The organism is Haloechinothrix halophila YIM 93223 (genome assembly GCF_000504245.1).
Classification (GTDB): Bacteria; Actinomycetota; Actinomycetes; order Mycobacteriales; family Pseudonocardiaceae; genus Haloechinothrix_A; species Haloechinothrix_A halophila.
Genome location: NZ_KI632509.1, coordinates 1,310,670 through 1,336,549 on the forward strand (window position 1 = coordinate 1,310,670; position 25,880 = coordinate 1,336,549).

The 25,880-nt window shown below is 69.0% G+C and carries 28 protein-coding genes; 13 read left to right on the top strand and 15 right to left on the bottom strand.

Features of this window, described 5'->3' with window-relative positions; translation table 11 throughout:
- Nucleotides 1–60: 60 nt before the first annotated feature.
- From AMYHA_RS06100 to moaA, 3 genes are all read right to left on the bottom strand, one after another.
- Nucleotides 61–711: a LysM peptidoglycan-binding domain-containing protein gene (locus tag AMYHA_RS06100; RefSeq protein ID WP_034268836.1), complete on the bottom strand. Its 651-nt coding sequence runs from the start codon at nucleotides 709–711 to the stop codon at nucleotides 61–63.
- Nucleotides 712–1,413: 702 nt separating this feature from the next.
- Nucleotides 1,414–1,701, bottom strand: coding sequence for a MoaD/ThiS family protein (locus tag AMYHA_RS06105; protein WP_051399590.1), 288 nt, complete (start codon nucleotides 1,699–1,701; stop codon nucleotides 1,414–1,416).
- 3 nt (nucleotides 1,702–1,704) lie between these two features.
- Entirely contained in the window at nucleotides 1,705–2,742 is a 1,038-nt protein-coding gene (gene moaA, locus AMYHA_RS06110) for a GTP 3',8-cyclase MoaA (protein WP_231104922.1), read from the bottom strand.
- A gap of 157 nt (nucleotides 2,743–2,899) precedes the next feature.
- Here moaA and AMYHA_RS06115 point away from each other — a divergent pair, with 157 nt between their 5' ends.
- Genes AMYHA_RS06115 through AMYHA_RS06135 form a run of 5 tightly spaced genes read left to right on the top strand, consistent with a single transcriptional unit; the run spans nucleotide 2,900 to nucleotide 6,767 of the window.
- On the top strand, nucleotides 2,900–3,307 hold the full coding sequence (locus tag AMYHA_RS06115; RefSeq protein WP_034268842.1) for a TOBE domain-containing protein: 408 nt from the start codon (nucleotides 2,900–2,902) through the stop codon (nucleotides 3,305–3,307).
- The gene (gene modA, locus AMYHA_RS06120; protein WP_034268847.1) at nucleotides 3,300–4,031 is read left to right on the top strand and encodes a molybdate ABC transporter substrate-binding protein; all 732 of its coding nucleotides are present in this window, start codon (nucleotides 3,300–3,302) and stop codon (nucleotides 4,029–4,031) included. The genes AMYHA_RS06115 and modA overlap by 8 nt, the downstream gene beginning before the upstream one ends.
- Nucleotides 4,028–4,837, top strand: a complete 810-nt coding sequence (locus AMYHA_RS06125; protein ID WP_034268850.1) for an ABC transporter permease — start codon at nucleotides 4,028–4,030, stop codon at nucleotides 4,835–4,837. The genes modA and AMYHA_RS06125 overlap by 4 nt, the downstream gene beginning before the upstream one ends.
- Nucleotides 4,834–5,928 (top strand): sulfate/molybdate ABC transporter ATP-binding protein, encoded by a 1,095-nt coding sequence (locus tag AMYHA_RS06130; protein WP_034268853.1) that lies wholly within the window; start codon nucleotides 4,834–4,836, stop codon nucleotides 5,926–5,928. Before AMYHA_RS06125 ends, AMYHA_RS06130 begins: the two co-directional genes overlap by 4 nt.
- 38 nt (nucleotides 5,929–5,966) lie before the next feature.
- Nucleotides 5,967–6,767, top strand: coding sequence for a metallophosphoesterase (locus AMYHA_RS06135; RefSeq protein ID WP_034268856.1), 801 nt, complete (start codon nucleotides 5,967–5,969; stop codon nucleotides 6,765–6,767).
- Nucleotides 6,768–6,777: 10 nt separating this feature from the next.
- Here AMYHA_RS06135 and AMYHA_RS06140 read toward each other — a convergent pair whose 3' ends face one another.
- Nucleotides 6,778–7,545, bottom strand: a complete 768-nt coding sequence (locus tag AMYHA_RS06140; protein ID WP_034276083.1) for a PhzF family phenazine biosynthesis protein — start codon at nucleotides 7,543–7,545, stop codon at nucleotides 6,778–6,780.
- Between the two features lie 44 nt (nucleotides 7,546–7,589).
- Here AMYHA_RS06140 and AMYHA_RS06145 point away from each other — a divergent pair, with 44 nt between their 5' ends.
- Complete coding sequence (locus tag AMYHA_RS06145) at nucleotides 7,590–8,207, top strand: HAD family hydrolase (protein ID WP_157361851.1); 618 nt, start codon at nucleotides 7,590–7,592, stop codon at nucleotides 8,205–8,207.
- Between the two features lie 158 nt (nucleotides 8,208–8,365).
- The gene (locus AMYHA_RS25560; RefSeq protein ID WP_157361853.1) at nucleotides 8,366–9,916 is read left to right on the top strand and encodes a DUF742 domain-containing protein; all 1,551 of its coding nucleotides are present in this window, start codon (nucleotides 8,366–8,368) and stop codon (nucleotides 9,914–9,916) included.
- 38 nt (nucleotides 9,917–9,954) lie between these two features.
- Here the strand turns inward: AMYHA_RS25560 and AMYHA_RS06155 are convergent, their stop codons facing one another.
- Entirely contained in the window at nucleotides 9,955–10,164 is a 210-nt protein-coding gene (locus AMYHA_RS06155; RefSeq protein ID WP_157361855.1) for a hypothetical protein, read from the bottom strand.
- Nucleotides 10,165–10,366: 202 nt separating this feature from the next.
- On the opposite strand from AMYHA_RS06155, the gene AMYHA_RS06160 reads away from it, so the two are divergent.
- A complete protein-coding gene (locus AMYHA_RS06160) occupies nucleotides 10,367–10,753 on the top strand; it encodes a cold-shock protein (protein ID WP_034276090.1) in 387 nt (128 codons plus the stop codon).
- A gap of 60 nt (nucleotides 10,754–10,813) precedes the next feature.
- On the opposite strand, the gene AMYHA_RS06165 is transcribed toward AMYHA_RS06160, so the two are convergent.
- Genes AMYHA_RS06165 through AMYHA_RS06175 form a run of 3 tightly spaced genes read right to left on the bottom strand, consistent with a single transcriptional unit; the run spans nucleotide 10,814 to nucleotide 14,002 of the window.
- Nucleotides 10,814–11,317 (bottom strand): DUF2771 family protein, encoded by a 504-nt coding sequence (locus tag AMYHA_RS06165; protein WP_034268861.1) that lies wholly within the window; start codon nucleotides 11,315–11,317, stop codon nucleotides 10,814–10,816.
- Between the two features lie 2 nt (nucleotides 11,318–11,319).
- Complete coding sequence (locus AMYHA_RS06170) at nucleotides 11,320–13,119, bottom strand: MFS transporter (protein ID WP_051399593.1); 1,800 nt, start codon at nucleotides 13,117–13,119, stop codon at nucleotides 11,320–11,322.
- A 52-nt stretch (nucleotides 13,120–13,171) separates the two neighbouring features.
- The gene (locus AMYHA_RS06175; protein WP_034268864.1) at nucleotides 13,172–14,002 is read right to left on the bottom strand and encodes a glutaminyl-peptide cyclotransferase; all 831 of its coding nucleotides are present in this window, start codon (nucleotides 14,000–14,002) and stop codon (nucleotides 13,172–13,174) included.
- A gap of 60 nt (nucleotides 14,003–14,062) precedes the next feature.
- Between AMYHA_RS06175 and AMYHA_RS06180 the strand changes: the two genes are divergently transcribed.
- Nucleotides 14,063–14,875 carry a DUF3027 domain-containing protein gene (locus tag AMYHA_RS06180; RefSeq protein ID WP_034268867.1) on the top strand — a complete coding sequence of 271 codons (813 nt, stop codon included), beginning with the start codon at nucleotides 14,063–14,065 and terminating at the stop codon, nucleotides 14,873–14,875.
- Nucleotides 14,865–17,906, top strand: coding sequence for a sacsin N-terminal ATP-binding-like domain-containing protein (locus tag AMYHA_RS06185; protein WP_034268868.1), 3,042 nt, complete (start codon nucleotides 14,865–14,867; stop codon nucleotides 17,904–17,906). Before AMYHA_RS06180 ends, AMYHA_RS06185 begins: the two co-directional genes overlap by 11 nt.
- Before the next feature lie 49 nt (nucleotides 17,907–17,955).
- Here the strand turns inward: AMYHA_RS06185 and AMYHA_RS06190 are convergent, their stop codons facing one another.
- The gene (locus AMYHA_RS06190) at nucleotides 17,956–18,231 is read right to left on the bottom strand and encodes a DUF2530 domain-containing protein (protein WP_231104641.1); all 276 of its coding nucleotides are present in this window, start codon (nucleotides 18,229–18,231) and stop codon (nucleotides 17,956–17,958) included.
- A 40-nt stretch (nucleotides 18,232–18,271) separates the two neighbouring features.
- Between AMYHA_RS06190 and AMYHA_RS06195 the strand changes: the two genes are divergently transcribed.
- On the top strand, nucleotides 18,272–18,703 hold the full coding sequence (locus tag AMYHA_RS06195; RefSeq protein ID WP_034268871.1) for a MarR family winged helix-turn-helix transcriptional regulator: 432 nt from the start codon (nucleotides 18,272–18,274) through the stop codon (nucleotides 18,701–18,703).
- A 134-nt stretch (nucleotides 18,704–18,837) separates the two neighbouring features.
- Here the strand turns inward: AMYHA_RS06195 and AMYHA_RS06200 are convergent, their stop codons facing one another.
- The 3 genes from AMYHA_RS06200 to AMYHA_RS06210 form a co-directional block, all read right to left on the bottom strand.
- The gene (locus AMYHA_RS06200; protein ID WP_196776847.1) at nucleotides 18,838–19,608 is read right to left on the bottom strand and encodes an arylamine N-acetyltransferase family protein; all 771 of its coding nucleotides are present in this window, start codon (nucleotides 19,606–19,608) and stop codon (nucleotides 18,838–18,840) included.
- Between the two features lie 174 nt (nucleotides 19,609–19,782).
- Nucleotides 19,783–20,406: a superoxide dismutase gene (locus AMYHA_RS06205; RefSeq protein ID WP_034268873.1), complete on the bottom strand. Its 624-nt coding sequence runs from the start codon at nucleotides 20,404–20,406 to the stop codon at nucleotides 19,783–19,785.
- 254 nt (nucleotides 20,407–20,660) lie between these two features.
- Nucleotides 20,661–22,145, bottom strand: a complete 1,485-nt coding sequence (locus AMYHA_RS06210; protein ID WP_034268876.1) for a glutamate--cysteine ligase family protein — start codon at nucleotides 22,143–22,145, stop codon at nucleotides 20,661–20,663.
- A gap of 209 nt (nucleotides 22,146–22,354) precedes the next feature.
- On the opposite strand from AMYHA_RS06210, the gene AMYHA_RS06215 reads away from it, so the two are divergent.
- Both AMYHA_RS06215 and AMYHA_RS06220 read left to right on the top strand, forming a co-directional pair.
- Nucleotides 22,355–23,167: a TrmH family RNA methyltransferase gene (locus AMYHA_RS06215; protein WP_034268879.1), complete on the top strand. Its 813-nt coding sequence runs from the start codon at nucleotides 22,355–22,357 to the stop codon at nucleotides 23,165–23,167.
- A 38-nt stretch (nucleotides 23,168–23,205) separates the two neighbouring features.
- Nucleotides 23,206–23,856: a DUF2537 domain-containing protein gene (locus tag AMYHA_RS06220; protein WP_034268882.1), complete on the top strand. Its 651-nt coding sequence runs from the start codon at nucleotides 23,206–23,208 to the stop codon at nucleotides 23,854–23,856.
- A gap of 84 nt (nucleotides 23,857–23,940) precedes the next feature.
- On the opposite strand, the gene AMYHA_RS06225 is transcribed toward AMYHA_RS06220, so the two are convergent.
- The 3 genes from AMYHA_RS06225 to AMYHA_RS06235 are packed head-to-tail and all read right to left on the bottom strand — an operon-like array spanning nucleotide 23,941 to nucleotide 25,849.
- On the bottom strand, nucleotides 23,941–24,618 hold the full coding sequence (locus tag AMYHA_RS06225; RefSeq protein ID WP_034268884.1) for a hypothetical protein: 678 nt from the start codon (nucleotides 24,616–24,618) through the stop codon (nucleotides 23,941–23,943).
- Complete coding sequence (locus AMYHA_RS06230; RefSeq protein WP_051399594.1) at nucleotides 24,615–25,460, bottom strand: putative T7SS-secreted protein; 846 nt, start codon at nucleotides 25,458–25,460, stop codon at nucleotides 24,615–24,617. Before AMYHA_RS06230 ends, AMYHA_RS06225 begins: the two co-directional genes overlap by 4 nt.
- Nucleotides 25,457–25,849 (bottom strand): WXG100 family type VII secretion target, encoded by a 393-nt coding sequence (locus AMYHA_RS06235; RefSeq protein ID WP_051399595.1) that lies wholly within the window; start codon nucleotides 25,847–25,849, stop codon nucleotides 25,457–25,459. The genes AMYHA_RS06230 and AMYHA_RS06235 overlap by 4 nt, the downstream gene beginning before the upstream one ends.
- Nucleotides 25,850–25,880: the final 31 nt, after the last annotated feature.

Consider the following 25,880-nt stretch of genomic DNA (forward strand, 5'->3'; position numbering starts at 1 on the left):
TGCTGTGCCCCACCGCGATCGGGGCGCGGTGGGGCACAGCGAATCAGCGTGAGCCGTTGATCACTTGGTGGCGATCTTCTGGCCGACCAGGATGAAGTCCGGGTCGCTGATGTAGTCGTCGTTCAGCTTGTGCAGTTTCTGCCAGCCGCCCTTGATGTCCTTGTCGGCCGCGATCTCGGAGAGCGACTCGCCCTTCTTGACCGTGTAGTCGCCGTCCGGGTTGGACTTGGCGACACGGGCCTGGACCGGAGCGGCCTGTGGAGCTTCCTGCTGAGCTTGCCGCTGGGCCGGCTGCGGCGCGGCCGCACCGCCCTCGGTGTTGGAGCCCTGGTAGCTACCGCTGGAACCGGCAACGTGCCAGCCGGTCTTGGCGGTGCATGCGGGCCAGGCGTTGGGGCCCTGGCTCGCGAGGACCTTCTCGGCGATACGGATCTGCTCGGACTTGGACGCCTGGTGCGCGTAGCCCGTGCCGCCGTAAGCCTGCCATGTGCTGTGGGAGAACTGGAGACCACCGTAGTAGCCGTTACCGGTGTTGATGCTCCAGTCACCGCTGCTCTCGCACTGCGCGAGCATGTCCCAGTTGGGAGCGTACGCAGCGTTGGCAGGGGTAGCCATCGCAATCGGAGCACCGACCGCGATGCCCGCGACGGCAACACGAGCGATGTTGCGAGTAGTCGTAGACAGCTTGCGGTGCTTGCCTCGGTAAGACATTGGCCTATCTCAATCCTCCGCGCCGCCGTCTTGGCTGGGGTCATCCCGCGTCCCTGTCCCGGAGTCACTTTCACTCGGGGTTGTTTCCGGGAAACACCGTCGGACAGGGTTTGGCGAACGGGTTCCCGGTCTTGCCGTGGCTGGTCGGGGCCAACCGAGAGACGACGGTACGTAACCGCAACCGTGATCGGAAATTTTCCAGACCGTGATCTAGATCACGGTAACAATATTGGTTGGGTAACGACTTCGTGATAATCGCAGGTCAGAGCGCTGTTACCAGTCCGTTGCCTGTTCGAGATAAATCACCCAGGGTGAGGCTTGCATCACGTGGTTACACCGCCAGTGGACCACTGGTGGGGTCAGATCAACAGTCGCCTCGAGGTGTCCCCGGTCGCATCCACCCCGCTTCAGCGGACCTGAGAATCCCCAGCGTCAGGCCGAAAAATTGGCCCGGAATCCGAGTCAGAATCGAGCCGGAATCAGGCTGGAATGCGTCCCCGAATCGAGTGGGAATCGAGCCGTGTCTGGTCGGGGCATCCGTGCGGCGCTCTGGGGTGGTCGCAGACGCCGCTGTCGAAGTGGATCTTGAGGCGTTGTGGTCGCTATAACGACCGAAACGCCTCAAGATCGCGCTGGTGCGGCGGATCACGCTGGTGCGGCGCAACTGTTGGCGCCTGTAGACCCCGGGGTGAGTCCGGGCTGTCAGCCGCCAGCGAACGGCGGGAGGACGTCGAGTTGGACGCCGTCGTGCAATGGCGCCGAGTGCCGCCGTACCGCCACTTCGTCCAGCAGGAAGCTGGCGGCGGTCAGTACCCGCGCCAGCGCCGGATCGTGGCGCGCCCGCATCGCATCGAGAGCGGCGGTGAGGTCGGCGTCGGCGGGTAGGCTCAGTGTTTCGGCCTCAGTACCCGCCGCCGCCCGCGCGGAGGCGTAGTAGCGCACGTGTACGGAGATCGTGCCGGTCCGTCCGGCCGCTGGGGCGTCGCTCATGCCCTAACCGCCGATGGAGCTCATCGGCCGCAGCGGCTGCGCGAACCCGGCGTCGTTGATCTCGTGCCCGGCGAGCTTGGCCCACATGGTCGCGCGCCAGGCGTTGGCGATGTCCTCATCCGACGCGCCTTCGCGCAGCATCGCCCGCAGATCGGTCTCGCGCTGGCTGAACAGGCAGGAACGGATCGCCCCGTCCGCTGTCAGCCTCGTTCGGTCGCACGCCGCGCAGAACGGTCGCGTCACCGAGGCGATCACGCCGACGTCGCCGGGGCCGCCGTCGACCAGCCAACGCTCAGCTGGTGCGCCGCCGCGCTCTTCGTTGCTTGGGGTGAGGGTGAACTCGGTCCGCAGCAGCTCAAGGATCTGCTCGGCGGTGATCATGGCGGAGCGATCCCAGCTGTGTTGCGCGTCCAGCGGCATCTGCTCGATGAACCGCAGGTGGTAGCCGTTGTCGAGGCAGTACCGGAGCAGACCGGTCGCCTCGTGCTCGTTGACACCAGGCAGCAGCACCGAGTTGATCTTGACGGGGTCCATGCCCGCGTCGCGCGCCGCTTTGAGGCCTGCGAGCACGTGGCTGAGCCGGTCGCGGCGGGTGATGCGGATGAACGTGTCCCGCTCGACGGTGTCCAGCGAGACGTTGATCCGGTTCAGCCCCGACGCCGCCAGCTTGGCCGCGCGCTTGGCGAGGCCGATGCCGTTGGTCGTCATCGCCACGCGCGGCCGGGGCCGCAGCGACGTGATCTCCGCGATCAGCGACTCGAGGCCGGGCCGCAGCATCGGTTCGCCGCCGGTGAGCCGGATGTCGGTGATGCCGAGTCGTTCGACCGCGATGCGCATCAGCCGGAGAAGTTCGTCGTCGGCGAGCACCTGCTCGTCCGGCATCCAGTCGAGACCTTCTTCCGGCATGCAGTACGTGCAGCGCAGGTTGCACTTGTCGGTCAACGACACGCGCAGGTCAGTCGCGACCCTGCCGAACGTGTCGACGAGTGCTGTCGTGTCGGGGCGCCCCGTCGTGTCGGCCGCGCGTGCGTCACCGACCACTTGGGGCAGGCCGAGGTTAATCGCTGTCACCTTTTCCAGGGTAACGGCCAGGGGTGACAAAAGTGACTGCCGCCATCCATCGGCTATCCCGCTCATCGTCGCAATCGCGTAAAAACGGGGCTATTCATGCCGCAACTGCGTGGATACAGTGGCTTATGTGGCGCAGTTTCGAATTTCGGAGGCCGCCGACCTGCTCGGTGTCAGTGACGACACGGTGCGGCGATGGGTCAAGTCGGGCCAGCTTCCCGCGCTGGCGGAGACGGCTGGTCGCACGGTGATCGATGGCGCTCGGCTCGCGGAATTCGCCCGCGAACGGGCCGCTGCCGCGGAGGACCCGTCCGCCGTGGGGCGTTCCGCGCGCAACCGGTTCGTCGGCCTGGTCACCAAGGTCATCGCGGACACGGTGATGGCGCAGGTCGAGATCCAGGCAGGGTCGCACCGGGTGGTGTCGCTGATGAGCGCGGAAGCCGTCCGCGATCTCGGTCTCGCGCCGGGCGAACTGGCCGTCGCCGTCGTCAAGGCCACCACCGTCGTCGTCGAGACGCCGGGCGGCTCCCATGCATAAGGCCACGGCCACCCTGCTGGCTGGCCTGCTTGCGCTGTCCGGGTGCACGGCATCGGCGGAGCGGACGCTGACCGTGTTCGCCGCCGCCTCGCTCACCGAGGTCTTCAGCACTCTGGAGCAGCGGTTTGAGGCCGACCACCCGGACGTCGACGTGCGGCTGCACTTCGCGGGCTCGTCGCGGCTGGCGCAGCAGCTCGCTGAGGGGGCGTCCGCCGACGTGTTCGCTTCAGCCGACGCGGAGGTCATGCGCGACGTCGCCAGCGCGGGATTGCTCGCCGCGGAGCCGGAGCCATTCGCGACCAACACGCTGACCATCGCCGTCGAGCCGGGCAACCCGCTGGGCATCGGTGGTCTCGCCGGTCTTGCCCGCGAGGACGTCACCGCTGTCGTGTGTCAGCCGCAGGTGCCGTGCGGCGATGCGGCGCGCGAACTGGTGGCCGGCCATGACGTCGAGCCGCGCTTCGCCAGCGAGGAGCCCGACGTCAAGGCCGTGCTGGCGAAGGTGCGAGTAGGGGAGGCCGACGCGGGGCTGGTCTACGTCACCGACGCGCTGGCCGAGGCGGGCGCCGTCGACGCGGTGAAGATCGACGGTGCCGAGGGCGTCGTCAACACCTATCCGATCGCGACCCTTGCCGATGCGCCCGCGCTGGCCGCCGAGTTCCAACGGTTCGTGCTGGGCGCGGGCAGCGGCGTGCTGCGTGATGCGGGGTTCGGCGCGCCATGACTAGCGACCGCCTCACCCCGGCAGGCAGGGTGCCTTCGGTGCTGTGGCTCCCCGCCGCGCTCGCGCTCGCGCTGGTGACGTTGCCGATCGCAGGGCTGCTGCTGCGCACTGACTTCGCGCGACTGCCAACCCTGCTGACCTCGGACGCTTCGCTGCACGCGCTTCGGCTGTCGCTGCTCACCGCCGCGCTGTCGACGGTGCTGTGCGTTGTGCTCGGTGTGCCGCTCGCGGTAGTGCTGGCGCGGTCGACGTTCCCGTTCGTGCGGGTGGTGCGCGCCGTGGTGCTGCTGCCGCTGGTGCTGCCGCCGGTCGTCGGCGGGTTCGCGCTGCTCTACAGCCTTGGCCGCAATGGCTACATCGGCTACGTGCTCGACGTCACGGCCGGGATCCAGGTGCCGTTCACCACGGCGGCGGTCGTGATCGCGCAGACCTTCGTCGCGATGCCGTTTCTCGTCGTCAGCGTGGAAGGTGCGTTGCGAGCGACCGGGGAGGACTACGAGCGCGTTGCCGCCACCCTCGGCGCGCGGCCGACGACGGTGTTCACCCGCGTCACCTGCCCGCTGTTGCTGCCCGCGCTGGCGTCTGGGGTGGTGCTGAGCTTCGCGCGGGCGCTTGGCGAGTTCGGCGCGACGATCACCTTCGCTGGCAGCCTGCAAGGCGTCACCCGCACCTTGCCGCTCGAGGTGTACGCGCAGGCCGATGCGGACGTCGACAGCGCGGTCGCGCTGTCGCTGCTGCTCATCGTGATCGCGGTCGTTGTCATCGTGGTCGCGCGGCCGCGCTCGGTCGAGGGGGTACGGGCATGAGCGGATTGCGCGCCGCGGTGCGGCTGCGGCGGGACGGCTTCGCGCTTGACGTCGAGCTGGATGTCCCCGACGGCGCGGTGCTCGCGGTGCTCGGCCCGAACGGATCTGGCAAGTCGACATTGCTTGACTGTCTCGCCGGGCTGCTGCGGCCCGCCGACGCGTCCATATATATCGACGGCCGATCAGTGGCGGAGTTGCCGCCGCCAGCACGCAAGGTTGGCGTGCTGCGGCAGGACCCGCTGCTGTTCCCGCACCTGAGCGTGCTGGACAACGTCGCGTTCGGACCACGCTCGCGTGGCAGCGACGCGCGGGCGGCGCGGGAGGTGGCGCGGCACTGGCTCGCGGAGATCGGCGTCGCTGAGTTCGCCGACCGGCGGCCCGCACGGCTGTCCGGCGGGCAAGCACAGCGGGTCGCGCTGGCGCGGGCACTCGCGACCGATCCCGCGCTGTTGCTGCTGGACGAACCGCTCGCCGCGCTGGACGTCGACGCCGCACCCGCCATGCGTGCCGCGCTGCGTGCCGTGTTGCGGCAACGGCGTGCGGGCCGGGTGGCTGTCGTCGTCACCCACGACCCGCTGGATGCCATCAGCCTCGCGGACCACGTGCTCGTGCTTGCCGACGGCCGGGTCGTCGAGCAGGGACCGACCAGGGATGTGCTCGCCGCGCCACGCACCGGGTTCACCGCCCGGATCGCTGGGCTCAACCTCATCGCGGGCGAGGCGACCCCGGACGGGTTGCGCACCAGCGACCAGCTGCTCACCGGGGTCCTCGCCGGTGACGCCGTCGCAGGGGACCCGGCCGTCGCGGTGTTCTCGCCGCGCGCGGTGTCGGTGTTCCCCTCGGACGACGAGCCGCACGGCAGCCCCCGCAACACCGCATCCGCCACCGTCGCCGCGCTGGAACCGCACGGGACCGTGGTGCGATTGCGCACCAAGGCCGACGGGCAGAGCTGGACGTCCGGTGTCGCCGCCGACCTCACCCCGGCCGCGATCGCGGACCTCGGCATCGACGTCGGCAGCCAAGTGTGGCTGTCGGTGAAGGCGACCGCGGTCGACGTCCACCCCGCGCTGCGCCGCTCGCCCGCCCCCTGAACTGCTGCAAGCACCATGTCGGGCATATCGTCTGGTCTGTGACTCTTCAGCCAGCGACGTACGTGGTGGGCGACGTGCACGGGCACGTCGATCCGCTGCGTGCCGCGCTGCGCGATGCCGGGCTGATCGACGAGGCTGGCGACTGGGCTGCTGGTGAGACGCACCTGTGGTTTCTCGGTGACTTCGTGGACAGGGGACCGGACGGCATCGGTGTGATCGACCTTGTCATGCGACTCAACCGGCAGGCCGCCGACGCGGGGGGCCAGGTGCAGACGCTGCTCGGCAACCACGAGATCCTGCTGCTTGGCGTGCACAAGTTCGGCGACACCGAGGTGCCGTCCGACTACGGCTACCGCAGCTTCGACCGCAGCTGGGCGCTCAACGGCGGCCAGCAGTCCGATATCGACGCGCTCACGTCCGAGCACATCGACTGGCTGATGGCGCGCCCGGCGCTCGCGCACGCCGCCGATCATCTGCTGCTGCACTCCGACACGCTGGAGTATTTCGAGTGGGGCAGCGACGTGGCGGACATCAACGACACCGTGCGCGACGTGCTCGCTGGCGACGACATCGCGGACTGGTGGGAGGTCTGGCGGCGGATGACCACCCGGTACGCCTTCCGAGGGCCGGACGGGCCTGAGGTCGCGGACATGGTGCTCGACCGGCTCGGCGGCGACCGCATCGTGCACGGCCACAGCGTCATCGCGGACCAGCTCGGTGTGCACCCGATGGACATCGAAGGCCCGCTGGCCTACGCGGGCGGCAAGGTGCTCGGCGTTGACGGCGGCTTATTCGTCGGCGGCCCGTGCCTTGTGGTTCCGCTGCCCTGGGAGGGCTGACGGGCGCACCTCACGCGCACAACTCGCCGCGCGCGATCGTCACCGCACGCCCGGTGAGTCCCACCCGATCGCCGGAGAGCGTCATCCGGACGGTGCCGCCGCGTGCGGACACCTGCCTGCCGACCAGCTCCCGCTTGCCCAGCCGCTGCGCCCAGTACGGTGCGAGAGTGCAGTGCGCCGAGCCGGTAACCGGGTCCTCGTCCACCCCGGCGCCGGGGAAGAAGCAGCGGCTGATGAAGTCGATGCCCTCGATGTCCGATGGCGCGGTGACGATCACTCCCCGCGCGGGCAGCTCCGCGAGCGATGCCTTGGGCCGTACCGTGCGCACCTGCGCCGCGTCCGCCGTGACGACGAGCAGGTCAGACACGCCACGCTCGACGTGCTGGATGTCGACCCCGGCTAGCGCGTCGACCAGCGTCGGGTCGGCCTCGACGGGATCGCCGGGATCGGCGGGGAAGTCCATCTCCACCCAACCGTCGCCGGTCGCGGTGCAGGTCAGCATGCCGCTGCGAGTCTCGAACGTCCGTGATCCGCCGAGCACGTGCGCGGTCGCGAGCGTCGCGTGACCGCACAGGTCGACCTCCGTTGTCGGTGTGAACCACCGGAGTGGGTTCGGTTCCGGCGCGTTCGCTTCGACGAACGCCGTCTCGGAGTGTTTGAGTTCCGCCGCGACGGCTTGCATCCACTCTTCGTCGGCTGGCGCGTCAAGCAGCACCACTCCGGCTGGATTGCCCGCGAACGGCGTATCGGTAAAGGCATCGACGATGTACATCCGCATGGACCCGATCATGCCCGAATCGCGCACGGTTACGCTGGACGGTCGTGAGCTTGTGCGTCGGATTCGATCTGGACATGACCTTGATCGACCCCAGGGAGGGCATGGTCGAGATCATCGATGCGCTGGCAGCCGACTCCGGGATCCCGCTGGACGCCGCCGGGTTCGCCGCGCGCCTCGGCCCACCGCTCGCGATCGGATTGCACAACGCGGGCGCGCCTGAACAGCGGATTCCCGAGCTGGTGCCCCGATTCCGGCAGCTGTATCCGGACGTCGTGGTGCCAAAGACCCGCGTGATGCCGGGTGCGCTCGCCGCCATCGCGTCGGTGCGGGACGCGGGCGGCTCGGTGATCGTTGTCACCGGGAAGTACCAGCCCAGCGCCGAGCTGCACCTGCGCACCCTCGGTATCGAGGTGGACGCGGTGATCGGGGAGCTGTTCTCGGACACCAAGGCCACCGCGCTCGTCGAACACGGCGCGTCGATCTATGTCGGTGACCACGTCGGGGACGTGCGCGGCGCTCGACGGGCGGGCGCGGTGTCTGTCGCCGTGGCGAGCGGGCCGTGCGACGCGGACGAACTGGCCGACGCGGGCGCCGACGTCGTGCTAACCAGCCTCGACGAATTCCCCGCCTGGTTTGGCGAGCACCGGGCCTACGCGCCGTAGTTCACCCGATCAGGTATGAGGTGTCACGGTGCCGCAACGAGGCGCGAGTTTCTGCGTATACATCACGGCTGCATCGACACAGGCGGGCACGTATGGTAGCCAAATGGCTACGCTCATCCGATCGGGCGTACTTATCGACCACACAGGAGGGTGACGCGGTGAGTCCACGAGGTGGATCGTCCCGGCGTGGGCGCCGCCGCGAACGCGGCACGGGCGCAACGGCCCCCTCGACGACGAAGAAGACGACGACGGAGAGCACGGACGCCGCCGTGTCCGGCACCCAGGACGTTGTGTCCGGCACCCAGGACGTTGTGTCCGGCACTCAGGACGTTGTGTCCGACACCCAGGACGTTGTGTCTGACACTCAGGACGTTGTGTCCGACACCCAGGACGTTGTGTCCGGCACTCAGGACGCCGTGTCCGACACTCCAGACGCCGGTGCGGCCGTTACGCCCAAGGCCAAGAGCAAACGCAAGGGCAAGGTCGACGCCACGAAGACCGGCACCGAGACCGATTCGTACTCCGGTCCGAGCGACGACGCCGCCCACGCCGAGTTCATCGCGCAGTTCCCGGTAACCGACCCGGATGCCGTAGACGGTGGCTACGTCGCGACGGATACTCCGGTTGACGCCGAAGGCGACGACCAGCGCAGCGGTGCGGACCCATCCTCGGAAGCCGCGAAGGGCACTAACGTCGCGCAGGCCGCCGAGCCGAGCGAGCGAGCCGCCGAACCGGCCGATGCCGTCAGCGCCAACGAAGCCGAGGTCGACACCAGTCAGTCCCCCGAGAACGACGCCGTCGCCGCGACTCCCGAGGTTGCCGAGGCGGACGCGGACACCGCTGAGGACGAGCGTGAGGCCGCACCTGAGGTTGGCGACGGCGGGGCTGAGGCGGACGCGGACACCGCTGAGGACGAGCGTGAGGCCACACCTGAGGTTGGCGACGGCGGGGCTGAGGCGGTGGCCGTACCTGAGTCGAGCGAGGCCACATCTGACGCTGGCGACGGCGAAGCCGAAGCAGAGACGGAAGCCGCGACCAAGGTCGACGCTGCGGGTGCCGAGTCCGACAGCCAGACCGACGTCGATGCGGCTGACGTCGCAACGTCTGAAGCCGAGTCCGGCGACGCCTGGTCCACCGCAGCGGCCGGGGACACCGCAACGGAGCCTGAGCCACCACCGGAAACCGAACGCGGCGCGGCTGAAATCGAGCCGTCACCGGAAGCCGAGCCCACCCCGGCGGCAGAACCCACCCCGGCGGCAGAACCCACCCCGGCGGCAGAACCCACCCCTGTCGCCGCCGCCCTAGCCCCGGACGTCGATGGCACCGACGACCCCGACGAAGCGTTCGACGACGAGGACTTCGACGACGAAGATGCCAGTTCCTGGGTCCGTCCCTATGTCTGGACCGGTGGGCGCACCGAGTCGTCGCTGGACTTCGCCGTCGAGACCCTGGTCAGCGCGCGAGAGCAGGTCGCTGGCGCCGGTGAGGCTATGCGGGACGAGCACCGCAGGGTGCTGGAGTTATGCGAACAACCGCGTTCGGTGACCGAGATCGCCGCACTGCTGTCGGTGCCGCTCGGCGTCGCCAAGACGTTGCTCGGCGCGATGGTTGAGGAGGACCTGGTCGTGGTGCACCGCACCAGCGGGTCGGCGGCGGGCCCCGATCTCGCGTTGATGGAACGGGTACTGCGGGGGCTCAAGAAGTTGTAGCACAACGGGGGTTTGTAACGTCGCCAGATCCGGGAACGCTATTCCGATCGGGCTTCCCGCCACAGCAGCACGAGTCCGGCGGCGAATCCCAGCGACGTGAAGCCGACCGATCCCATGGTCAACCACACCGGAATGGCGCGCTCGCCGAGTGCGTACAGGGCGAGCACGACGAGGATGCCAGTGATGCCGATGGCGAAGCACCCCACCGTGAAGTGCAACGGGCTCACGGAAAATTGTCGTGGGGACATGGGAGCCTTCCATGGACGGTGAACGCTGCAGCGAGGCTAACGTCAGTGACGTGCCGAGCGACTACCGAGAATACCGTGGGCATTAGGTGAGGAACGCGGCTAGGCTGTAATCAGACGCGCGTCGGTGGACGGACACCGAGGCGCGTTAGTCGTGAGAGTAGGACTTGCGGCGGGCAAGCAGAGCGAAGGAATGGTGAGTGCGGTGCCGACCGGCAGGGTCAAGTGGTACGACGCGGAGAAGGGCTTCGGGTTCGTTTCACAGGATGATGGCGACGACGTCTACATCCGTAAGTCCGCATTGCCGCAAGGCGTCGACGCGCTGAAGTCCGGTCAACGGCTGGAGTTCGGCGTCGCCGACGGCAGGCGCGGCCCGCAGGCGCTCTCGGTGCGGTTGCTCGACCCGCCGCCGTCTGTCGCCGAAGCGCGTCGCCGTCCCGCTGAGCAGTTGCACGGCATGGTCGAGGACATGATCAAGCTGCTTGAGGCCCGGGTGCAGCCGGAGCTGCGCAAGGGTCGGTACCCGGACCGCAAGCACGGCAAGAGCATCGCGGAGGTGCTGCGCGCGGTCGCCCGCGACCTCGACCCGTAAGCCGCGGGAGCGTGAGCTGAGCCCTGGCGGCGAGGAGTCAGCCAAGCCTTGGGCGAGCCTTCAGCGGGCCGCGAGTCCGACGCTCCACCAGCCTCGTGCGAGCAGCTGCGGATTGCCCTCGGAGTCGGTGATCGGCTTGCCGTCCTCGCCGCCCGCGTAGGCCCCGCCGAGCTGCAGCACCTCGACGACGAGCAGCCGCTCGCCGGGGCTGGTTGGCCGCGCGGTGTAGGCGTACGACTCGCCTGGCGAGAAGAATTCCTGCCGCACCGGCAGTAATGTGCCATCCGCGGCGACGCCCTGGACGTTGACCAGCCATGGCGCTTCCGCGATCTCGGCGGGCACCGAGACTTGCACCGGCTCGCCCGGCCGGATCGGCAGCGTGGCTTGCGCGTCAGCCGCCGACTGGCAGTCGCTGATCAGGACGTCGCAGTACTTCAGCGGCGCTACGCGCGTGTACTCGCCGTCTGCGTAGATCGACACCTCGGGCGGCCCTGCCTCGGCGCACGACGTCGCGAGCAGCGCGAGCGCGCCAAGCAACACGCCCAGTGCTTTCCTGGCTGACATGATCACCTGTTCCGCTCGGAGCCGCGCCGCGTGCGCGTGCGGCGCGGGATGCCCGCCTGTGCCCGCTGCCCGAACTGCCGCAGTGCGTCTGTGCTCGGCAGCAGCGACTGGCCGCGCTGCACGAGCACCGTCTGGGTGAGGCCGAACGCGAGCAGCAGCGACACGACGAGGAATCCGATCCAGTATGTCGGCGGTAGCAGCAGGCCGATCGCGCCGCCGGAGCACCATGCGAGCTGCAACACAGTCTCCGAGCGGCCGAACGCTGACGCGCGCGACTGCTCGGGGAGGTCGTGCTGGATCACGGCGTCCAGGCTGATCTTGGCGAGCGCGCTGGCGATCGCGCCGACGAGTCCGACGATCGCCGCCGTCGGCACGCCGGGCAGGATCGTGGCGAGCACCGTCGAGGTGACCGCGGCGCTCAGCGCGGCGATGATCACCTGGTCTGGTCTGCCGAGGTGCAGCCTTGACCCAAGGGCGTTGCCGAGGAACCCGCCGAGCCCTGCCGCGCCGCCGATGATGCCGAGTAGCAGCAACTGGAAGAGCGGGCCCTGCTGCTCGTTCGCCTCGGTGCCCGCCTTCACCGCGAACGCCGCGAACAGCATCAGGAACCCGGTCAGCAGCCGGACGGTGCCGTTGCCCCACAGCGCGAGAGTGACACCACGCCCGATGGGCTGTTTCGGTCGTTTCCGCAGTGGCTGGGTGTGCAGCGTCGCGGGGATCTCGCCTTCGGTGCGTTCCACCCAGCCGGGGATGCGCATCGCCTGCACCGCGCCGACACCGCAGATCGCCGCGGCGAACAGCAGCGCGCCAGGCGAGTCGGCCAGCCAGCTGAACAGGCTCGCGAACGCGCCACCGACGCCGCCCGCCGCGAGTCCGAACACCGTCAGTCGCGCGTTGGTCTTGGACAGCGTGATGTCTGGCGGCACCACTCTCGGCGTCACTGCCGATTTGAGCACCATGAACGACTTCGAGAGCACCATCTTGCCCAGCGCGGCCGGATACAACGCCCAGGTGTCGAAGTAGACGGCGATGATCACACACATCAGCGCCTGACCGGCCGATGCCGCCGACATCGCCAGCCTGCGGCCCGCCTGGACCCGGTCGAGCGCCGGTCCGATCAGCGGCGCGATCAGTGCGAACGGCGCGAGCGTGACCAGCAGGTACAGCGCCACCTTGCCGCGGCTCTCCGCGCTGGCCGCCGAGAAGAACAGCGTGTTGGCCAGCGCGACGGCGAGCGCGGCGTCGCTGGCGTAGTTGAGCATGAGTGCGTAGCTGAGCGAAGTCAGCCCGGACTTGTCGGCGCCATCCGCCTTGTGCACGCGGTGGAAGGCACCTACCGCACGTCCGGACAGCTCCCTGCCGCGCAGCGCGGCGACCCTGGTGACGGTGAGTTTCTTCGGCACGCGCTGGCCAGGCGGTGGCGGTGCGTTCGGTTCTGGCGGTGGTCCGTGCCCGTCGTCCGGTAGCGGCGGACGGTCCGCGCGCCACTCGCCTGGCCTGCGGATATGGCCATCGGTGCCGTACCGGTCGAAGCCCCGTGCCCCCGGTTCGTCCGGCGCGCCACGGGGACGCGGCGGGGCCTGCTCCCTGCGCAGGTCGACGGTGCGGGCTTCGTCGGCGGTCACCCGGCGCTGCGGCGGCTCCTGCCGCTCAGGCGCGACGCGGTCCCTGCCAGCGCGCGGAGGGGGTGGGTTCCGATTCCGTTCTGGAACCCACTTTCTGGTCGATTTCCTGCCAGCGCGACGTGACCGGTCGCCAAAATTCGGCGAACCGGACCTGTCATCCGAACCGGGACCGACCACTCTTCAATCCTGCACTATCCGAGCGGGCCGCGGGCACACCGGTCGCGGCACGTCACGGTTGCGGCACGAACCGCACTCGGAAGGTCTTCGGCCACAGCTTGCCGGTGAGGAAAAAGTACTCGCTGCCGGGAATCGCGGCGATGCCGTTCAGGACGTCCGCCGTCGCCTGCTCGGACGGTTCGAGCAGACCAGACGCATCGATGCGGCCGGTGACCGCGCCGTCGGCGACGTCGATGCGCAGGATCGTGTCGGTCTGCCACACGTTCGCGTACACCGTGCCGTTGACGCACTCCAGCTCGTTGAGCCGGTCGACCCGCTCGCCGCTCGAACGCACCCGGACCGACCCGATCTCGGCGAATGTCTCTGGGTCGCGGAACGTCAGCGTGTCCGAGCCGTCGCTCATCACCAGGCGTTCCTGCTCGGGCTGGTGGCACAGCCCCCAGCCCTCGCCGGAGTACTCGACGCGGTCCCGCTCAGCGAGGGTGTCGGCATCGCGGCGGATGGCGACACCGTTCTGCCACGTCACCTGCCAGAGTGAATCTTCGACCACCGTGATGCCCTCACCGAACAGCGGCGGCGGCAGCGCGACCCTGGCCGTTTCCTTACCCGTCGTGATGTCCACCGCCCGCACCCAGGACCTGCCGACGCGGCCCGTACTCTCATATAGGACGCCGTGTGCGATCTCATATCCCTGTGTGAAAGCGTTTGTGTCATGTGGAAGCGTCTCCAGGACCTGCGCACGCAAGCGCTCGGGCGGTTGCGGCGCAACTATCCCGGTCTCACTATTGGTTTTCGTGCTGGTCGCCGGCTCCCCGCTGGCACCGCATCCGGCGAGGGCAACCCAGGCGAGCAGCATGCTCACGATGAGCCGGGTCCCGATCATGAAGAGTCCGCTACGCACCAGCCACGCCTCTCTGCAGAGCCTGCGTTTATTCTCGACACTATGAGCTCGACGTCGACCGCAACCGAGACCGCGCAGCCGCAACCAGCGCCTGAGCTGGTTGACGCGGTCGAGCTGTCGCGCTCGGTCGCCCGCGACGAGGCCGCTGACCGCGGTTACGACCCGGGCTCCGCCGTGGGTGAGCATATCGGCGTAACGCCAGAAAACCAGGACTGTGTCACCCATCTGTTTCATGCGGAGGTGCCTGGTTACCGAGGCTGGCGCTGGGAGGTCACCGTCGCGACGGCTGGCGGGGATTTCCCCGTCACCATCAGCGAAGTGCTGCTGCGCCCTGGCGATGATGCGCTGATCGCGAAGGAGTGGGTGCCGTGGGAGCGCCGGGTGCGCCCCGGCGATCTCGGCATCGGCGACATCTTCCCGCCGGAGCCAGACGACGAGCGCCTCGTGCCCGCCTACCTGGAAAGCGACGACCCCGCTGTCGAGGACGTCGCGATGGACATCGGCCTCGGCCGCAGGCAGGTCATGTCGCGGACCGGACGGCTCGACGCGGCCGCCCGGTGGCGTTCCGGTGAGTTCGGGCCCCGCTCCGACATGGCGCGCAGCGTGCGCGAACCGTGCGGGACCTGCGGGTTCTACCTGCCGATCTCCGGCTCGTTGAGCGCGGCGTTCGGGGTGTGCGGCAACGAGATCGCGCCCGCGGACGGCCACGTCGTCCACGTCGAGTACGGCTGCGGCGCGCACTCCGAGATCGTGGTCGACAAGAGCGCTCCCGTGCCTGTCGCGGACCTGATCTACGACGATTCGTTGCTGGACGTCGAACCGCACGCCAGCGCGAGCGCTCCCGGTGACGGCTGACCCGTTCGAGACCACCGCGCTGCGCGATGCCGTCGTTCAGGCGTGGCGAGCGTCGCCGACCAGGTTCACCGAGGACGCCAACTCCGAGGAAGATCTGCGCATCGGCGGCTACGCCGATCGGCTGTTCGTCGAGCTAGCACAGAATGCCGCCGACGCCGCCACGCTGGCCGGGGTGCCTGGCCGGGTGCGGGTGTCGGTCGTGGACCACGTGTCCGATGCCGGACCGGGTTTGGCGGCCGGTCCCGATGCTGGAGCTGGCCGTGAGCTGCGGGTGGCTAACACCGGTGCGCCGCTGGACGCCGACGGCGTCGCCGCGCTCGCCTCGTTGCGGGCGTCTGCCAAGCGCGGCGGAGTGACCGTCGGCCGGTTCGGCGTTGGCTTTGCCGCCGTACTCGCGGTGTCGAGCGAGCCAAGGGTGGTCTCGCGTACCGGTGGGGTGGCGTTCTCCGAGGAACTGACCCGATCCGTCGTCGCGGAATTACCGGAGCTGACTGACCAGCTTGGGCGACGGGACGGCGCGGTGCCGGTGTTGCGGCTGCCGTGGCCGATCGACGAGGCCCCGCCTGCGGGCTTCGACACTGAGGTGCGGCTGCCGCTGCGTCCAGATGTCGACGTCGACGCGCTGCTGGCCGAGCTCGCCGCCGAGATCGACGACGTCCTGCTCACTCTGCCCGTGCTGACGCGGATCGAGCTGCCCGGCGCGGTGTGGACGCGCTCCGGCGCCGACGTGGTGGAGATCGCGCGCGACGACGAGCCGGTGCGGCGGTGGCTGGTACACGAGTCGAGCGGGGAGTTCACCGCCGAACAGCTGGCGACGCTGGGTATCGAGGCGGTGCCTCGATGGACGGCACTGTGGGCGCTGCCGGTGGATGCCGATGGCGTGCCCGAGCCGCTTGAGCGCGATGTCCTGCACGCCCCGACCGCCACCGACGAACGGTTGACGGTGCCCGCGCGGCTGATCGCCTCGGTGCCGGTCGAACCGTCGCGTCGGCGGGTGCTCGCCGGTCCGGCGGTGTCCGCCGTGCTCGCCGCCGCTGCCGATTCCTATGTGGACCTGGTGCGAACCGTTCCGGCTGATCAGCGACTCGCGCTTGTCCCACCGTCCGGCTTCCCTGCCTCCGATGTGGACGGCATGCTGCGCGAGCTGATCACCGAACGCCTGCGGACATCCGTCTGGCTGCCGCGCGCCGGTGGCGGGGAGTTGTCCGGTTCCGGGGCGCGCGTGCTCGACGTCGACCAGCCGGAACTCGGCGCGTTGCTCGGGGAGGTGCTCCCCGATCTGGCCGCACCGGTGGGGCCTGCCGCGCTCAGGACGCTGGCGCCGCTGGGTGCCGCGACGCTCACCGTGGCCAACGCGGTGGACGGCCTCGCGGGGATCACACGGTCCGCGAGCTGGTGGTGCGGGCTGTACGACGTGCTCACCGTCGCGCTCGACGCCCACGCCGTGAGCGCGGACGCGCTGTCCGGGCTGCCGGTGCCGCTGATCGACGGCCGGCTGGTGACCGGCGTGCGTGGCGTGCTGCTGCCGGAGCTCGCCACGCCGGAACTGCTTGAGCTGCTCGCCGAGGCGGACGTCGTTGGCCTGCACGTCGCCGATCCGAACGCCGCGCATCCGCTGCTGCGGCGGCTCGGCGCGGACGTCGTCGACACGCAGGGGCTGCTGGCGGCGTCCGCGTTGCGAGCGGCGGTGGAGCGCAGCGTTCCTGACGCCTCGGCTGGCATGGACGTCGGGCCGCTGGTGCGGCTGGTACTGCTGTTGGTTTCCGGCGGTTCCGGCAGTGATCCCTCCGGGTGGCTCGGTGCGCTCGCGCTGCCCGCCGCCGACGGTGGCTGGCGGCGGGCCGACGAGCTGGTGCTGCCTTCCTCGTCGCTGCTCGACGTCCTCGCGGACGACGCGATCGGTGACGACGCCGCACTCGACGTCGTCGACAAGGACTTCGCCGCCCGGTGGCCAGCGGAGACCCTGTGCGCGGTCGGCGTGCTCGATACGTTCGCCGTGATCGACGACCAAGAGCCGGTCGAGCCCGACCACGCCCTGCCGGACGAGCAGGAATGGTGGGACGCGCGGTCCGAGCAGCCCGCGTCGCTGGTCGCGGTGCGCGATCTGGACCTGGTCGACGACGACGCCTGGCCCGCCGCGCTTCGGTTGCTCGCCGCGGAGCGCGAGACGTGGCAGGCCGTGACCGCGCCGGGCGGGCACACCGGATGGTGGTTGGCCCGGTTCGCGCTCCTTGACGGCCAGTCACCGAATCACTGGCGGCTGCCGGACTGTGACGCGCTCGCTGGACTCTACGACGTTGTGCCGGACCTGGGGCTGAGCCGGGACGTGCTGGTCGCGGCCGGGGTGCGGGACACCATCGACGTCACCGATGCCGAGGCGGCCGAGGATCTGCTCGACCGGCTGGCTGACTCGTCGCGCGAGCTGCGGCAGGGCGTCGTGCTGCGGGCGCACGCCGCGCTAGCCGCCCTGCCAGCGGAGTCCGCCGCCGCTGTTACGCCGCCGGACGCCGTGCGGGCGCTGGACGGCAGCGTTGCCGACGCCGACGCGGTGGGTGCGCTGGACGCGCCGTGGCTGCTGGGCGTGGTGGATCCGGCGGCGCTGGTCGCGGCGGACACCGTCGCGGCGGCGGGAGCGCTCGCCGATGTGCTCGACATCCCGCAGGCCAGCGAGCGGGCGGCGGGCACGGTGGTATCCCAGGGCGAACTGGTCGGCTGGTCGGAGCTGAGCGCGGTGTGCGTCATCGCGGAACTACTGGGCATCGACGTCCCCGAGGGTGGCGTCAGTGTGCACCCAGGTCTCGAGGTGCGGCTGGAGAGCGACGCGGCTGGTCAGAGCGCTCCGAGGTCCGGCTCGGGCGGCGACGCTGCCACGGCGGCCGCGCTCTGGTGGGTCGACGACGGCATGGTCCACGCCGACGACACCGAATCCGGCCTCGCCCGCGCCTTCGCTTACGCCGCGGGGCGTTGGGACCTACGCCACCTCATCGCCGCGCTCCTTGCCGACCCCACCGCGACGACGCTGTTCGCCTGACGCGGTGCCGGGAACGGGGAACACGGCGTCGGGAATGGGGGACACGGCGTCACAACCCCCGTTGGGCACCTCGGGATCCGCTGCGGGAGGCACGGCGTTGCCAGCCGATGATGCTCAGCCCCACGCCGCCGAGGGCGAGGCCCGCGATGGCCGTGCGGAGCCAGATATCGGTGTCGTAGTCGAACCAGACGGTCAGCACCACGAGCGTGACCAGCGCGATCGCCCACAGCGACGTCGCGATCAACACCGCAGGGGTGAGGTCGACCAGCGGCTTGGGCAGCTCCGGTGGCATGGCTGGCGTCGCATCGTCTGGCACGTTGGTCACGGTCGTCAAGTTTACCGCCGCCGCTCGGTAGGCTGACCGAATGGCACAAGCGGCGCATGAACGCACCCTCGCCAGCCAGTTGCGGCTTGCGGTCGTGAGGCTCAATCGTCGGCTACGCGCGCAGCATCCGCAGTCGAGCGTGTCATTGACGCAACTGTCGGCCATGTCCACGTTGCACAAATGCGGCGCACTGACGCCCGGCAGACTCGCCGCGAAAGAGGGCGTGCAGCCGCCATCGATGACCAGGGTGATCGCCGCGCTGGAGCGGCTCGGCTACGTCGAGCGGCACGCGCACCCGACCGACGGCAGGCAGGCGATCGTCGAGCTGAGTGAGCCGGGCAGGGAGTACGTCGAGGCCACGATCTCGGCGCGGGAGGCATGGCTGGACGAGCGGCTGGCGAAACTGTCGTCAGACGAGCGCGAGACTCTCAGTCAAGCCGCCGAGATCATCGAGCGGATGGCGGGACGATAAAGCGCCCCACTTGCGCGGTGGAGGCAGGTTAGGCTAACCTAATCAACGTCCGCTTCGTGGTGGGAGCGGCAGTCAGTTCGGGAACAGACGAGGCCCGTGGCGGAGCAAGCGCCACGGGCCTCGTCGCGCGTAGATTACGTGTCCACGCGCGGCACTTGATCAAGGTGGATGCCGAACCGCGACTGGTATGTGGCCAGGATCTCAGCATTGCTGGCCAGCGTGGTCTCCTTCCGCTCGCCGTCGATCGTCTCCACCAGCCGGTTGCCGCTGAGGGTGACCCTGCCGGACGCCGTCGGCAGCGAGCACGTCACCGACCGGGTGAAGTGGCTCTCGGGCGACGTCGATTGCCACCAGCACGTCGGGCCGAAGTCGCGCAGCTCGCGCGGACGTGGTTCGAGGCGATACACCGGTTTGTCGCCCGCGTAGACGTCGCTGTCGCCGTCCGGCGCGTCGGCCACCCGGAATACACCCTCGGGATCGCGCTGCGGCGCGTCGCTGGCCAGTCGCAACGGGTGCCGGGTGTGGCGGCCGAATCCGACGTCGACCAGCCACGATTCGCCGCAGTCGACCCGCAATGCGAGGTGGTCGAACGGTGGGCCGAGCGTGCCGTCATCGCGGTACACCTTGGCCGCGAGCAGGGAGACGTCGAAACCGAGCGCGCGCAGCAGCAGGGCGAACGCGCCGTTCAGCTCATAGCAGAACCCGCCCCTGCGGCGGCGAACGATCTTGTCGTGGAGGGCGTCCGCGGCGAGCGAGATGGGTTCACCGAGATGGATGGCGAGATTCTCGAACGGCACCGCGTTCAGATGTCGTTCGTGCAGTTCGCGCAGGGTGTCCGGAGTCGCGGCGGACGGCCGGCGTGCGCCGATCCGCGCGAGGTAGGCGTCGATCTTGGTGTCGTCCACGCGCTCGAGCGTGACACTTCGAGTGCACTCGAAGTCAAGCGTGCTGTGTCGTGAAGGGCTTCTTGGGCACGTCTGGTGTCAGGAAGGACTCCTTGAGCCCCAGAACGTTGTGAAGGGCGTCGTCACACCACTATGTGATGCGACGACGCCCTTCTACTGCAGCGAGAGCGAGCCTCAGCTCAGCAGCAGGCCGTTTCCGCCTGCGACGGCGTTGTCGAAGCGCTTGCCGATCTCCGCCCAGTCGTAGACGTTCCACAGTGCCTTGACATAGTCCGGCTTCACGTTCTTGTACTGCAGGTAGAACGCGTGCTCCCACATGTCCGTCATCATGATCGGCACCGTGGGCAGCGCCATGTTGTTGTGGTGGTCGCGCAGCTGCTGGATGATCAGCTTCTTGGCGATCGGGTCCCAGGACAGCGCCGTCCAGCCGTTGCCCTGGATGGTGGTGGCGACCGCGTTGTAGTGCGCCACGAACTTGTCCCATGAGCCGAAGCTGTCGTCGATCGCCGCGGCCAGTTCGCCGGTCGGCTTGTCGCCGCCGTTCGGGGACAGGATCTTCCACCACACCACGTGGTTGGCGTGGCCTGCGAGGTTGAACGCCAGGGTGGTCTCGAGGCCGACGATGGCGCCGAAGTCGCCCGAGTCACGCGCGGCCGCGAGCTTCTCCATCGTGTCGTTCGCGCCCTTGACGTAGGTCGCGTGGTGCTTGCTGTGGTGCAGCTCGTTGATCTCGCCGGAGATGTGCGGCTCGAGCGCGCCGTAGTCGTAGTCCAGGTCAGGGAGCTCGTACAGAGCCATCGCCCCTCCTTGAGGTTGACGCGGGTAAGTAGTCCGTGCGTACCCAACCTAATAGGGATCCAATCCGCGGGCGAACCGGGTGATCAACGTGACGTCATCGGACACCGTTGCCCACGATGTGGGAGGCGCGGTGCGACGTCCCGCTGTCGATGTTGATCTACTTCCTGCGCGCTGTGACCACCAGAACCCGACATACCAGACGCCGAACAGTCGCACGCCACAGGATGTAGATCAACATAGGTGTCTGGTCCCGTCTACAACCGCCAGGTGTGCACCGGATCGCCCTCGTGCATGTGATCGGTGTAGCGGGTGAGCATGTCGCGCAATGCGGACTCCCGGTCCGCGCCCGCGCGCTCCAGCCGATCGACGCACTCCCGCTGCCACGACGACCCGGTACGCCGCGCGATACAGCGTTGCTCGATGATGCCGAGGAAGCGGTCGGCCGCTCGTGCGGACACTCCCGCCGAGATCAACCCCTCGTAGGCGAGTGGCAGTAGCACTCGCAGCACGAGTTCGTCCGGGCGCATCCAGCCGACGTCCGGCCAGTACAGCTGCGCATCCATGCCGTCGCGGGCCCCGCGCTGGAGGTTCTCCTCCGCTGCTTGGAACGCCATCGCCGACCACACTGGACGTTCCGCCTGCGCCAGTGCCCGTTGCGCGCCGTAGAAGAACGCCGCGTTGGCGACGACGTCGGCCACTGTCGGTCCCGCCGGCAGCACCCGGTTTTCCACGCGCAGGTGTGCCATGCCGTCGACGACGTCGTAGACCGGCCGGTTCCAGCGCCACACGGTGCCGTTGTGCATCCGCAATTCCGTTAGCTGCGGTGCGCCGCCGGATTCGAGCACGTCGAGCGGGTCTTCGCCGTCGGTTTCGGTCAGCAGCCCAGGAAAGTACCGGACGTTCTCCTCGAACAGGTCGAAGATGGACGTGATCCATTTCTCACCGAACCACACCCTCGGCCGCACGCCCTGGTTCTTGAGCTCCTGCGACCGAGTGTCGGTCGACTGCAGGAACAGCGGAATCCGCGTCTCATGCCAGAGCGCCTTGCCGAGCAAGAACGGCGAGTTCGCGCCGATCGCGAGCTGCACTCCGGCCAGACACTGCGACGCGTTCCAGTACGGCGCGAACTCGTCCGGGCCGACCTGCAGGTGCAGTTGCGTCGATGTGCAGGCGGCCTCCGGCAGGATCGAGTCGGCCTGGCTGCGCAGCACGTCGGGACGTTGTCCCGGCAGCGGCTGGCCTTCCATCGCGAGGTGGGTGAGTTCGCCGCGCGCGGTGATGATCTCGTCGTTGAGCAGCGAGTAGCGCGCGTTGCTCGTGAACCACTTCGACTCGAAGTGCTCCTCGGCCAGCGTCGGCAGGATGCCGATCATCGCGAGACTCGCGCCAGCCTCGCCCGCCGCGACGTCGGCCTTGGCGAGGTAGGCGCGCAGTCGGGCGTCCCATTCGAGGAGCGCGTCGCCGTGGAGCGTGCGGGGTGGCATGTTCAGTTCGAGGTTGTGCTGGCCGAGCTCCGCGGTGAACACCGGATCGCCGAGGTGATCAAGCACCTCGGCGTTACTCATCGACGGCAGCATGGCGCCGTCGATGAGGTTCAGTTCCAGTTCGAGTCCGATTCGCTGCGGCTGTTCGTGGAACCGCCTCTCCGCCAGCATCCGCTCGATCGAATCGAGGCAGCGTTGCACTTTGTGCCGGTAGTGTGCTCGATCGGTGGAGCTCGCCAGTACGTCGTTGCCCATCGCGCCCCGCTTCCCTCTCGTACGCTTGTGGCGAACCCCCGGCGAATAACCGTGACACAGCAATAGACGCCCCAGCTAGCGGCCAAACTGGTGCTCTCGGTGAGTAAGAGTTAACGCTGCGCATTCAATCCGAGAAGCGGTGCGAAGAACGTCCCCGAACGGCGTCACCCATGCGTAGGGGAGGGGCAGGTCAGTGGCACAGTCGTAGCGTGGCAACCCAGATCGTCATCGACGATCCCGACGACCTTCGCGTCGATGACTTTCGGGATCTCAAACGCGCTGACCGGCGGCCGGACCGTCCCGGCGGCAGGGGACTGGTGATCGCCGAGGGGACGATCGTCGTCCGCCGGATGCTGGCCTCGCCGTTCCAGATTCGCGCGGTGCTTGGCGTGCGGCGACGCATTGACGAACTACACGACGATCTGGCCGACGTCGACTGCCCCGCCTACATCGCCTCCGCCGACGTCATGGCGACTGTGGTCGGCTTCCATCTGAACCGGGGCGTGCTCGCCGTGGCCGACAAGGTGCCCCGGATGTCCGTCGCGGAGCTCGCGGTGACCGCACGGACCGTCGCCGTGCTCGAGGGCGTCGGCGACCACGAGAACATCGGCGCGCTGTTCCGCAACGCCGCCGCGCTCGGCGTCGACGGGGTGGTGCTCGGCGCTGGCTGTTCCGATCCGCTGTACCGGCGCAGCGTGCGGGTGTCGATGGGACACGTGCTGCGGATTCCGTTCGCCACGGCGGACGAGTGGCCGGAGGCACTGAAGACGTTGCGTGACAACGGGTTCCGGGTGGCCGCGTTGACGCCCCGGCCGAACGCGGTTTCGCTCCACGACGTCGTACCTCGCGGGGACGAGCGGATCGCGGTGCTGCTCGGCGCGGAGGGCGACGGACTGACCGACGCGGCGATCGACGCATCCGACGTCGCTGTGCGCATCCCGATGGCTGAGGGGGTTGATTCGCTCAACGTCGCCACGGCTGGTGCGATTGCGTTCTACGAACTCGCCCACCGGGTGAGCTAAGTTAGACCGAACAGCGGAATCGGAGTCAGGAGGCGTAGGTGGAGCTGCGGGTTCGGGGTGATCGCGCCGTGCTTACCCGTGGCGATTCCGACACCGTGCGCGAGGTGGCGCCTGAGCAGCTTCCGCTCGGTCCCGACCTCGCCGCCGCACTGCACGAATGGGCGCGGGTGGCGGCCGCGATGCGCAAGGCGGCGACCGGCCAGAGCGCGGCATTGACCGACCAAGGCCAGGACGCCGTCGGGGTAGTGTCGCGGCGGGGACGTCAGCTTGCCGGGAGGGTGGCCACCGAGATGCGCATGACGGTGCAGTATCGCGATCCGGTGACCGAGATGGCAACGGTGGTGGTGCCTAGCCCGGACGACGGCCGACGGCGCGGACCCCGCCACTCACGCGGCTATGACCGGGGATTGTTCCAGCGCTCGCCGGGCGAGCCGACGCCGTGGGCGACCGGACTCACCGTGTCCGCGTTGATGATGATTGTCGTCGCGGTCGGGATGCTCGGCCTGGTCTCGACGCTGGAACGCGCGACGCAGGGCTGGATCGCTTTCGCCGCTGCGGCCATCGTCAGCGGCGGGCTGCTGCCATCGCTGTGGCTCGGCAGGCGCGTACCGATCGTGCGGTGGGTGTGCTTCGGCGCGGCCGCTGGGCTCGCGGTGTCCTGGCTGGGCGCGCTGTTCGTGCTGCTCTAGGCGCGGTGGCCGACGGCGGACCTCGTGCCGGGGCGCGGTTCGAAGCTGGTACCGCGAATAGCAGGAGAACTGGTGTCGTCATCGCTACGCCGATGGGGTCGCCGACGCGGCGTCCTGCTTCGGCCGCGTGACGCGGATACTGTTGGCGACTCGCATTGCCGCCGTCAGAACCGCCTGGCAGGCTGTCTCGTTCGCGGTGCTGACCGTCATCAACACGACGTGAGCGCCGTCCGGCGTCGGGATCTGGAACTCGGCGGTGATGCGAGGCAACACAGCCGCACGTCCGTTCCGGGCCAGATCAGGCGGCAGGCGGTACTCACCAGCGGTCACCGCGACCATCGCCGGGCCCATGGCCAGCCGGATCACCCGGGCATCCGCGTGGGGCTGACGCGCGAGGTACTGCTGTCGCAGTCGCGCGACCGCGACATCGCGTTCGCTGCGCAGCGCGGCCAGCTGGTCCTCGCTTGTCGTGTTCAGCGACACGATGGCCACGGCGAGATCGGCGAGTGCCGGTTCGTCGAGCGCGGCGACGTCCACGGCGAATCGGCCGTACAGCCGGATGTTCTCCTCAGCGAGCAGTTGCGCGAACCACGTCACGTACCGAGGCAGCTCGGGAGCATGCTCGTTGGCGTGCGGGGTCAACTTCGCCGTGAGCGCGTCGATGGTCGTCGCGTTGTCCTGTTCGTCGGCCCGCAGCGGCAGTCCGACGAACCCTGGCGGCGGAGTCAGTAGCAGTTCCGGTGCCGGTTCTGTCGTCGTCATTGCCATATCCGCTCCTCGGCACGCTCACGGTCACGTTCGGCCTGCGTGGCGTTGTGGGTTTCGTTCGGCACGACGTTCAGGACGTCGCCCGCCGCGCTGAGCACCATGCTCATGTCGCCCAAGACATCCGAGGCGTTGGCGATGGCGTTCGCGTTGTCCTCGATGACGTCCCCGACGGTCCGCGCGGCGTTGATATGGGCCTCCGCGAACTCCGTGCCGATCGTGGTGAGGGCGTCCCCTGCCGCGTCGAGGCACCTGCTGAACAGGCCAGGCTCGTCCGGTGCGAGGTCCCGTGCCTTGTCGAGCAGCCCCGCGATGCGATCCGCGGCCTCGTCGTGCTGCCGGTTGAGCCGCTCAGCCGACTCAATCACCGTGTCGAGGTCCGCGATCGCGGTGTCGAGCCGCTGCGTGGCGTTCGCCAGCGCCTCGTTCGCCGCCCGTAGCTCGTCCGGATCGGTGAAGGTTTGGTTCGCCAGCCTGAACGCCGGATTGTTCCGCGCCGCCTCCGCCTCGTCGCGAGCCTCGCGCGCCCGCAGCTCCAGCTCCCACGCTCGCCGCCGCAACTCGCTCAGCTCGGTGTGCCAGTCGGCGAGCGCCGCAGCAGCCCGCGACATCGAGTGCGTGGCGGTGTCCAGGTATTCGGGCAGGTCACCGACTCGCCGCGCGAACGCCTCACTCGCCTCGCCCTCCCAGATGCCGGTCTGGTTGACGATCGAGATGATCGCGTCGCGGGCGAGCCCGAGTTGGGCACTAGCCCGCTGGTACTGCTCCGCGCTCGCGTCCACCCGCCCGAGTTCGCCCGGCGCTGGATCGAAGCCGAGTGCGTCGAACGCCCGCGTCATGACCCGCGGCCTTCGAGTGCCTTGAAGATCTCGCCGCCCTCGTGTGGCCCCTCGCCGGTCCAGCCGCCGCCAGGGAAGCCGGTCGGCTGACTGTCAGGCAGCGTCGCGTCGTACATCTCCGCGTGCGCCTCGTCGAGCTCCTGGTAGTTGCGTTTCGCGCTGTGCAGTCGCTCGATGACGCCTTCGGCTGCTTCGTCCAGCTTGCCCAGCCCGTAGCGCCACGTCTCCTCGAACTCGTGCGCCGAACCGGTCAGCGTCTCGTGGCCGAGCATGCCGAGCTGACCGTGCGCCGCCAGGTTCTTGTTGGCCTCCCTGACCTGCTGCGCACCGTCCTCAAGCGTGTTGATGAGCCTGCCAAGCTCGGCGATGTTCACCCGGTACCCGGTCATTGCGATCCCTCCCGCCTTCGTGTCCCGTGAG

Bases quoted from the DNA above. Each gene is read 5' to 3' on its own strand.
- AMYHA_RS06100 (WP_034268836.1), bottom strand. From the start codon at position 711: ATGTCTTACCGAGGCAAGCACCGCAAGCTGTCTACGACTACTCGCAAC.
- AMYHA_RS06105 (WP_051399590.1), bottom strand. From the start codon at position 1,701: ATGAGCGACGCCCCAGCGGCCGGACGGACCGGCACGATCTCCGTACAC.
- modA (WP_034268847.1), top strand. From the start codon at position 3,300: ATGCATAAGGCCACGGCCACCCTGCTGGCTGGCCTGCTTGCGCTGTCC.
- AMYHA_RS06125 (WP_034268850.1), top strand. From the start codon at position 4,028: ATGACTAGCGACCGCCTCACCCCGGCAGGCAGGGTGCCTTCGGTGCTG.
- AMYHA_RS06130 (WP_034268853.1), top strand. From the start codon at position 4,834: ATGAGCGGATTGCGCGCCGCGGTGCGGCTGCGGCGGGACGGCTTCGCG.
- AMYHA_RS06140 (WP_034276083.1), bottom strand. From the start codon at position 7,545: ATGCGGATGTACATCGTCGATGCCTTTACCGATACGCCGTTCGCGGGC.
- AMYHA_RS06155 (WP_157361855.1), bottom strand. From the start codon at position 10,164: ATGTCCCCACGACAATTTTCCGTGAGCCCGTTGCACTTCACGGTGGGG.
- AMYHA_RS06165 (WP_034268861.1), bottom strand. From the start codon at position 11,317: ATGTCAGCCAGGAAAGCACTGGGCGTGTTGCTTGGCGCGCTCGCGCTG.
- AMYHA_RS06175 (WP_034268864.1), bottom strand. From the start codon at position 14,002: ATGATCGGGACCCGGCTCATCGTGAGCATGCTGCTCGCCTGGGTTGCC.
- AMYHA_RS06180 (WP_034268867.1), top strand. From the start codon at position 14,063: ATGAGCTCGACGTCGACCGCAACCGAGACCGCGCAGCCGCAACCAGCG.
- AMYHA_RS06195 (WP_034268871.1), top strand. From the start codon at position 18,272: ATGGCACAAGCGGCGCATGAACGCACCCTCGCCAGCCAGTTGCGGCTT.
- AMYHA_RS06205 (WP_034268873.1), bottom strand. From the start codon at position 20,406: ATGGCTCTGTACGAGCTCCCTGACCTGGACTACGACTACGGCGCGCTC.
- AMYHA_RS06210 (WP_034268876.1), bottom strand. From the start codon at position 22,145: ATGGGCAACGACGTACTGGCGAGCTCCACCGATCGAGCACACTACCGG.
- AMYHA_RS06225 (WP_034268884.1), bottom strand. From the start codon at position 24,618: ATGACGACGACAGAACCGGCACCGGAACTGCTACTGACTCCGCCGCCA.
- AMYHA_RS06230 (WP_051399594.1), bottom strand. From the start codon at position 25,460: ATGACGCGGGCGTTCGACGCACTCGGCTTCGATCCAGCGCCGGGCGAA.
- AMYHA_RS06235 (WP_051399595.1), bottom strand. From the start codon at position 25,849: ATGACCGGGTACCGGGTGAACATCGCCGAGCTTGGCAGGCTCATCAAC.